The sequence below is a fragment of the Kitasatospora sp. NPDC001539 genome, assembly GCF_040298565.1.
GTDB lineage: Bacteria > Actinomycetota > Actinomycetes > Streptomycetales > Streptomycetaceae > Kitasatospora.
The window spans coordinates 20,407-28,146 of sequence record NZ_JBEPAK010000074.1 but is presented as its reverse complement, the minus strand read 5'-3'; the positions used below and the strand labels follow the sequence as shown (position 1 = coordinate 28,146).

The following is a 7,740-nucleotide window of genomic DNA, read 5'->3' as shown; positions in this document are numbered from 1 at the left end:
GCGTCGGCGATGCCCACATCCGCCCTGCGATCGAAGCAGCTCCCGCTTACCCGGGGAGGACGCCCCCTCATCCGCCATGCGACCGGAGGTCCCGCCCCGCGCGTGCACCCGTCAGCGCAGCAGCCCCGCGTCCATTCCCGTCGACTCGGCGGGGAGGGCGACCAGCCCCATCTCGGCCGGGGAGGCCAGCCTGGGGTGCGCGGGCAGCACCCGGACGGTGTAGCCGAACGGGCCGGTGCGGCAGAGCTCCAGCGAGCCCTCGTACCGGGTGCGGCCGTCCAGGTCGGGACCGCCGACCGGCTTGAGGGCGAGCACCGAGACCTCCGAGATGCCGTCGGTCTCGTCGACCCGGCCGGAGACCACCTGCACCTCGACGTCGCCCGGCTCCAGCGCCCCGAGCGCGACCTGCACCCGCAGCGACAGCGAGCTGCCCAGCTCCTGGGCCTCGGCCGGGCAGTCGGCCTCGACGTGCTCGACCCGCACGGCCGGCCAGCCCTCCCGGACCTTGGCCTTCCACACCGCCAGCTCCCGGGCGGCGGTGACCCGCCCGGCCGCCTCCGGGCGCTCGGCCGCGGTGCCCGCGCTCCCCTCGGCCCGGGGCGGCAGCTCCGCCGCCAGCTCCCGCTGGGCCAGCGCCGCCGGGGTGTACAGCCGTTCGACGTACTCGCGCACCATCCGCCCGGCCAGCACCTTGGGGCCGAGGGTGACCAGGGTGTGCCGGACCATGGCGATCCAGCGGTGCGGCAGCCCGTCCGCGCCCCGGTCGTAGAACCGGCCGGCGACCTGTTCCTCGATCAGGTCGTACAGCGCGGCGGCCTCGATGTCGTCACGCCGCTCGGCCTCGCTGCTGTCCGGGTCGAGCACCCCGCCGCCCTCGTCGGCGGTGGGGATCGCCCAGCCGTTCTGGCCGTCGTACCACTCGTCCCACCAGCCGTCCAGGACGGACAGGTTGAGGCAGCCGTTGAGCGCGGCCTTCATCCCGGAGGTGCCGCAGGCCTCCAGCGGGCGCAGCGGGTTGTTCAGCCAGACGTCGCAGCCCGGGTAGAGGTGCTGGGCCATCGCCATGTCGTAGTCCGGCAGGAAGACGATCCGGTGCCGCACCGCCGGGTCGTCGGCGAAGGCGACCATATGCTGGATCAGCCGCTTGCCGCCGTCGTCGGCCGGGTGGGCCTTGCCGGCGACCACGATCTGCACCGGTCGGGTGGGGTGCAGCAGCAGGGCGCGCAGCCGGTCCGGGTCGCGCAGCATCAGGGTGAGCCGCTTGTACGAGGGCACCCGCCGGGCGAATCCGATGGTGAGCACGTCGGGGTCGAGCACGGAGGAGACCCAGCCGAGCTCGGCCTCGCCGGCCCCGCGCTGGCGCCAGGAGGTGCGCAGCCGGCGGCGGGCCTCGTCCACCAGCTGGGCCCGCAGGCTGCGCCGCAGGTCCCAGATCTCGGCGTTGCCGATCCGCTCCAGGCCGGTCCAGCGCTTGGTCTCGCCGGTGGTCATCGCCTCCTCGGCGCGGTCGGCGCCGATCTCGGCGGCGCCGAGGCGGATCACGGCCGGGTCGATCCAGGTGGCGGCGTGGACGCCGTTGGTGACGGAGGTGATCGGCACCTCGGCGGGGTCGAAGCCGGGCCAGAGGCCGTTGAACATCGAGCGGCTGACCTCGCCGTGGAGGGTGGACACCCCGTTGGCGCGCTGGGCCAGCCGCAGGCCCATCGCGGCCATGTTGAACAGCTTCGGGTCCCCGCCGCGCCAGGTCTCCGCCCCCAGTCCGAGCACCGACTCGACCGGGACGCCGGGCAGCGCCGCGTCACCGCCGAAGTGCCGGGCGACCAGGTCGCGGTCGAAGCGGTCGATGCCGGCCGGGACGGGCGTGTGGGTGGTGAACAGGGTGCCGGCCCGGACGGACTCCAGGGCGGCGGCGAAGTCCAGCCCGGCCGCCGGGTCGGCGACCAGCTCGCGGATCCGCTCGACGCCCAGGAAGCCGGCGTGGCCCTCGTTGGTGTGGAAGACCTCGGGGGCGGGGTGGCCGGTGCGCCGGCAGTAGGCGCGCACGGCCCGGACGCCGCCGATGCCGAGCAGCATCTCCTGGAGCAGCCGGTGCTCGCTGCCGCCGCCGTAGAGCCGGTCGGTGACGTCCCGTTCGGCCGGCGAGTTGGCCTCGATGTCGGAGTCGAGCAGCAGCAGCGGGACCCGCCCGACCTGGGCCTTCCAGATGTGGGCGGCGAGGGTGCGGCCGCCGGGCAGGGCGAGGTCGACCCGGCAGGGGCTGCCGTCGGCCTCGCGGAGCAGGCTCACCGCGAGTTCGTCCGGATCCAGCAGGGGGTAGCGCTCCTGCTGCCAGCCGTCCCGGCTCAGGGACTGGCGGAAGTAGCCGTGCCGGTAGAACAGCCCGACGCCGATGATCGGCACGCCGAGGTCGCTGGCCGCCTTCAGGTGGTCGCCGGCCAGGATGCCGAGGCCGCCGGAGTACTGGGGCAGCGTGGCGGCGATGCCGTACTCGGGCGAGAAGTAGGCGATCGCGGCGGGCGGCGGGGTGGCGCCGGTCTCCAACTGGGTCTGGTACCAGCGCGGGCCGGTGAGGTAGTCGCGCAGGTCGTCGGCGAGGTCGCCGAGTCTGCGCAGGAACCGCCGGTCGACGGCGAGTGCGGCGAGTCTGGCGGCCGGGACCTCCCCGAGCAGCCGCACCGGGTCCTCGCCGGTCGCGGCCCAGACCTCCGGGTCCACGGACCGGAAGAGGTCCCTGGTCTCGGGGTGCCAGGACCAGCGCAGGTTGAGGGCCAGCTCGTGCAACGGCTGGAGTTGTTCGGGCAGGACGGTGCGGACGGTGAATCTGCGGATTGCCTTCACAGGCGTGAAGCGTAGCCTTCGCGGTCGCCTTGACAGTGGGTCAAGTGGACTATTGGGCATCCGTTCGGCCTATTGATGAGATCGCATTCGGCGCATTGGTCTGCGCGGGGGGCGCGCGAGGCGCACATTCCGGGGCGCCGCGCTACCAATGCGTGAACTCTGCGGAACAGATCCATTTCCGGTCGCTCATCCACCCGCGAAGGGGGTCGAAACTCCTGTCGTACCGCTGCGAAAACCGCGCCGCCGGTGCGAGGATGACCCAAGGTCGTTGATGCTGCGGAGGCGTCTCACGCCGCCGTGAAGCAGCACGTCCGAATCCTTTTCGCGTTGCTCGTTCCCTCCTCCTTTAGCCCGTTCGGCGCTCACCGCGCTCCGCCGCGTGTCCTCGCCACCGGTCGGCTCGTTCACGGGTCGTCCGGGCCGCCAGGGGCGTGCCCCCTGGAGGCGTGCGCCGGGACGCGCGCGGGCTCCGGGGCGTCCCGCCACCGGCGCGGCGGGCGCCGGGCAGGTTGCCGGGGACAGCGGCGCGGGCAGGCTTCGGGTCGCACGTCCTCCCCCACCCAGCAGTCCTCCCGGCACTCCCCCCGGCCCGCCCCCCGGCCCCGCGGGAGCTGCCGCTGATCTCGGGCAGGAGTTTGGCATGCACGGCGACACGCGGGACCAGTCCACACCGGTGGCCGAAAGCCTCGACGCAGCGGTCGCGGAATCCGCCGGACGGATGGATTCTGACACTCGTACAGACCCGGCGATGCCGTCGCCCCGGGGGTCCGGGGCGGTTCGTGACGAATCCTCCGAAGCCCGGCCCTTCACCGCACGGCCCGCCACCGCTCAGCCCTCCGCCACCACCCGGCACCCCGGGGTCGAGGAGGGCGGGACCGCGGCACCGCGCAGGCGCACCACCACGCGCCGCACGGCCACCGCCACGACGGCCACCACCCACCAGGCCGCCGACCCCGGTGGCGCCGACCCGGCCGCCGACCCCGCGACGGCCCCCGTCCGCGGGAGCGGCGCCAAGCGCGCGGCGAGCAGGACCAGGAGCACCGTCAGGAGCGCGGCCGCGCGCACCGCCGAGCCGGCGGCCGACCCCGCCGCGAAGCCCGCCCCCGGACCCGCCGTCAAACGCGCTGCGAAAGCCCCGGCCAAACCCGCCGCCAAACCCGCCACCAAGCCCTCCGCCCGCAAGACGACAGAGAGCGACACCGTGATCGGCCGCATCCCCGTCCTGGACGTCAGCCCCATCGTCGACGCCGGTCGCCGCCCGGCGAAGGCCGTCGTCGGCGAGACCTTCCTGGTCACCGCGACCGTCTTCCGCGAGGGCCACGACGCCGTCAACGCCAACGTGGTGCTGCGCGACCCGCGCGGCCGCAGCGGCCCGTGGACGCCGATGCGCGAACTCGCCGAGGGCACCGACCGCTGGGGCGCGTACGTCACCCCGACCGCGCCCGGCCGCTGGTCGTACCTGGTGGAGGCGTGGAGCGACCCGGTCGCCACCTGGCGCAAGGCCGCCTCGATCAAGCTGCCGGCCGGGATCGACACCGCGCTGGTCCTGGAGGAGGGCGCCCGGCTGTTCGAGCAGGCCGCCGCCGGCGTGCCGAAGAAGGAGGGCCGGGCGCACGTGCTGGCCGCCGCCGACGCGCTGCGCGACCCGGGGCTGCCCCAGCTGTCGCGGCTGGCCGCGGCGCTCGCCCCCGAGGTGCTGGAGCTGCTGGCCCGCTACCCGCTGCGCGAGCTGCTCAGCGCCTCCCGTCCGCTGCCGCTCCAGGTGGACCGCGAGCGCGCGCTGTTCGGCTCCTGGTACGAGTTCTTCCCCCGTTCGGAGGGCGCGGTGGTGGACCCGAACGGGGTCGAGCCGCCGCGTTCCGGCACCCTGCGCACCGCGGCCGAGCGGCTGCCGGCGATCGCCGCGATGGACTTCGACGTGGTGTACCTGCCGCCGGTGCACCCGATCGGGCGAGCGTTCCGCAAGGGACCGGACAACTCCCTGACGGCCGGTCCGCACGACGTGGGCTCGCCCTGGGCGATCGGCTCCCCCGAGGGCGGCCACGACGCGATCCACCCCGACCTCGGGACCATCGAGGACTTCGACCACTTCGTCGCCGAGGCCCGGGCCCTGCACCTGGAGGTGGCGCTGGACTTCGCCCTCCAGTGCTCCCCGGACCACCCGTGGGTGAACAAGCACCCGGAATGGTTCAGCCACCGCGCGGACGGCACCATCGCGTACGCCGAGAACCCGCCGAAGAAGTACCAGGACATCTATCCGATCAACTTCGATCAGGACATGGATGGAATCGTCAAGGAAACCGTCAGGATCCTTCGATTCTGGATGTCCCACGGCGTCAGGATCTTCCGGGTCGACAACCCCCACACCAAGCCGGTGGTCTTCTGGGAGAAGGTGCTCGGCGACATCGCCCGCACCGACCCGGACGTCGTGTTCCTGGCGGAGGCCTTCACCCGCCCGGCGATGATGCACACCCTCGCGAAGATCGGCTTCCACCAGTCGTACACGTACTTCACCTGGCGCAACACCAAGAACGAACTCACCGAGTACCTCACCGAACTCACCGGTGACGCGGCCGCCTACATGCGGCCCAACTTCTTCGCCAACACCCCGGACATCCTGCACGCCTTCCTCCAGCACGGCGGCCGCGCCGCCTTCGCGATCCGAGCCGTGCTCGCCGCCACCCTCTCCCCCAGCTACGGCGTCTACGCCGGCTACGAGCTGTGCGAGAACGAGCCGGCCCACCCGGGCTCGGAGGAGTACCTGCACTCGGAGAAGTACGAGCTGCGCCCGCGCGACTGGAACCGCGCCGACACCCTGGCCCCGCTGCTCACCGTGCTGAACCGGCTCCGCCGGCGCCACCCCGCGCTGCAGCAGCTGCGCAACCTGCGCTTCCACCCCACCGACAACGACCAGGTGATCGCCTACTCCAAGACCGCGACCACCCCCGAGGGCCTGACCGACCAGGTGATCACGGTGGTCAACCTCGACCCGCACCACGTCCAGGAGGCCACCGTCACGATCGTCCTGCCCGGGCAGGACGCCGACGGCCCGTACACGGTGCACGACGAGCTCACCGGCGCCGTCTACACGTGGGGCCGGCACAACTACGTCCGGCTCGATCCCTCAGCCGAGCCGGCTCACCTCCTCACGGTTCGGAGGAACCCAGCGTGACAGTGAACGAGCCCGTCCCCGACACCTTCCCCGAGACCTCGAAGAAGAACCTGGACCCGGAGTGGTTCAAGCGTGCGGTCTTCTACGAGGTGCTGGTGCGGTCCTTCCAGGACAGCAACGGCGACGGGGTCGGGGACCTCAAGGGGCTCACGGCCAAGCTCGACTACCTCCAGTGGCTCGGCATCGACTGCCTCTGGCTCCCGCCGTTCTTCGCCTCGCCGCTGCGCGACGGCGGGTACGACGTGGCCGACTACAAGTCGGTCCTGCCGGAGTTCGGTGACATCGCCGACTTCATGGAGTTCGTCGACGCCGCGCACGCGCGCGGCATGCGCGTGATCATCGACTTCGTCATGAACCACACCAGCGACCAGCACCCGTGGTTCCAGGCCTCCCGCACGGACCCGGACGGGCCGTACGGCGACTTCTACATGTGGGCCGACGACGACAAGCAGTACCCGGACGCCCGGATCATCTTCGTCGACACCGAGACCTCCAACTGGACCTACGACCCGGTCCGCAAGCAGTACTACTGGCACCGGTTCTTCTCCCACCAGCCGGACCTCAACTACGACAACCCCCGGGTCCAGGACGAGATGATCGCCGGACTGCGGTTCTGGCTCGACCTCGGCATCGACGGCTTCCGGCTGGACGCGGTGCCCTACCTGTTCGCCCGCGAGGGCACCAACTGCGAGAACCTCCCGGAGACCCACGAGTTCCTCAAGCGGGTCCGCAAGGAGATCGACGCCGACTACCCGGACACCGTGCTGCTCGCCGAGGCCAACCAGTGGCCGGAGGACGTCGTCGACTACTTCGGCGACTTCACCGCGGGCGGCGACGAGTGCCACATGGCGTTCCACTTCCCGGTGATGCCGCGGATCTTCATGGCCGTGCGGCGGGAGTCCCGCTACCCGGTGTCCGAGATCCTCGCCAAGACCCCGCAGATCCCGGGCGGCTGCCAGTGGGGCATCTTCCTGCGCAACCACGACGAGCTGACCCTGGAGATGGTCACCGACGAGGAGCGCGACTACATGTACGCGGAGTACGCCAAGGACCCCCGGATGCGCGCCAACGTGGGCATCCGCCGCCGGCTCGCCCCGCTGCTGGAGAACGACCGCAACCAGATCGAGCTGTTCACCGCCCTGCTGCTCTCCCTGCCCGGCTCGCCGGTCCTGTACTACGGGGACGAGATCGGCATGGGCGACAACATCTGGCTGGGCGACCGGGACGGCGTGCGCACGCCGATGCAGTGGACCCCGGACCGCAATGCGGGTTTCTCCTCCGCCGACCCGGGCAGGCTCAGTCTGCCGCCCATCATGGACCCGGTGTACGGCTACCAGGTGACCAACGTCGAAGCGCAGCAGAGCAGTTCGAGTTCGCTGCTGCACTGGACGCGTCGCATGATCGAGATCCGCAAGCTCAATCCGGCGTTCGGCCTCGGCACCTACACCGAACTGCCGTCCAGCAACCCCGCCGTACTGGCCTTCGTGCGCGAGTACGAGGGGGACCTGGTCATGTGCGTGAACAACTTCTCGCGGTTCGCGCAGCCGACCGAGCTGGACCTGCGGCAGTACGGCGGACGGTACCCGGTCGAGCTGATCGGTGGGGTGCGCTTCCCGTCGATCGGCGAGTGGCCCTACCTGCTCACGCTGGCCGGGCACGGCTTCTACTGGTTCCAGCTCCGGCAGCCCCCGCGCCTGAGCGGCACCAGGCGGTCGAAGTAACGATCCGCC

The 7,740-nt window shown here is 71.9% G+C and carries 3 protein-coding genes; 2 read left to right on the top strand and 1 reads right to left on the bottom strand.

Annotated features, from left to right (window positions below; genetic code table 11):
- Positions 1-111: 111 nt before the first annotated feature.
- Positions 112-2,838 (bottom strand): alpha-glucan family phosphorylase, encoded by a 2,727-nt coding sequence (gene glgP, locus ABT247_RS14560; RefSeq protein ID WP_350742591.1) that lies wholly within the window; start codon positions 2,836-2,838, stop codon positions 112-114.
- Positions 2,839-4,039: 1,201 nt separating this feature from the next.
- Here glgP and ABT247_RS14555 point away from each other — a divergent pair.
- A complete protein-coding gene (locus ABT247_RS14555; protein WP_350742597.1) occupies positions 4,040-6,010 on the top strand; it encodes an alpha-1,4-glucan--maltose-1-phosphate maltosyltransferase in 1,971 nt (656 codons plus the stop codon).
- Positions 6,007-7,731 (top strand): maltose alpha-D-glucosyltransferase, encoded by a 1,725-nt coding sequence (gene treS / locus ABT247_RS14550; RefSeq protein WP_350742589.1) that lies wholly within the window; start codon positions 6,007-6,009, stop codon positions 7,729-7,731. Before ABT247_RS14555 ends, treS begins: the two co-directional genes overlap by 4 nt.
- Positions 7,732-7,740: the final 9 nt, after the last annotated feature.